Source organism: Galbibacter kalidii (assembly GCF_026241135.1).
In the GTDB taxonomy this organism is placed as follows: domain Bacteria; phylum Bacteroidota; class Bacteroidia; order Flavobacteriales; family Flavobacteriaceae; genus Galbibacter.
Window position 1 is genome coordinate 1 of sequence record NZ_JAPFGA010000079.1, and the last position, 722, is coordinate 722.

The window sequence follows — 722 nt, forward strand, 5'->3', positions numbered from 1 at the left end:
GCGTCCTGCGGCTGCGCCGTGATCGACACAGGGCCTTCCACCACCAGCTGCGCGAACGAGCTCACCGTGCCCGTACAGCCCGCAACGCCCAGCGTCACCCGGATGTCAAGGCCGTCCTCGGCCGGGCCTACGCCTGTCCTTGTATATATGTTCGATTCTTCCCCTGCTATCACCGTCCAGCTCGCCCCGTCGTCCGTGCTCTCCTCCCACAGGTACGACAGATCGCCGCCCTGGCCGCTGCTGCCCGTCACCGCAAAGGTCGCATCGCCGCCCGCACAGGCCACCGCATTATCTATCGGGTCCACCACCGACACCGGGCCGTTCAGCGACACCGTCACCGCTGAACGGTCCACGTTCACACAGTTGATGTCCGGGTCAAAACTCTCCGCATAGTACGTCGCACCGTCCGTCAAGGGCGTGATCCCCGCAAGGCGCACGCCCCCCGTCGCCTCGTCGAACCACACCAGCTCCGTCCCCGCCGCAGGGGTCGCCTCCAGATGGTTCACCGTAGGGGCGGGGCCCCCGCAGAACGCCTGCTGGTCGCCCCCATCGGGCAAGGTAGGTGCCAAAGGGAGCTCGTCGAACTCCACGTACACCTCCAAACGCCGCGCCGACTCGCAAAGCTCGTTGCCCCCGGAGTCCAGCTCCACATAGGCCCCGTAGTACCACGTGTCGTGCGCCAGGGCCGTCCCCGGCGCCAAACGGTTGCCAGGGTCCGGCAG

The 722-nt window shown here is 67.3% G+C and carries 1 protein-coding gene; it reads right to left on the minus strand.

The features are described 5' to 3' along the window. The coding region (locus tag OOZ15_RS19950) for an immunoglobulin domain-containing protein (RefSeq protein ID WP_265958188.1) at positions 1-722 on the minus strand (722 nt) is incomplete at both ends.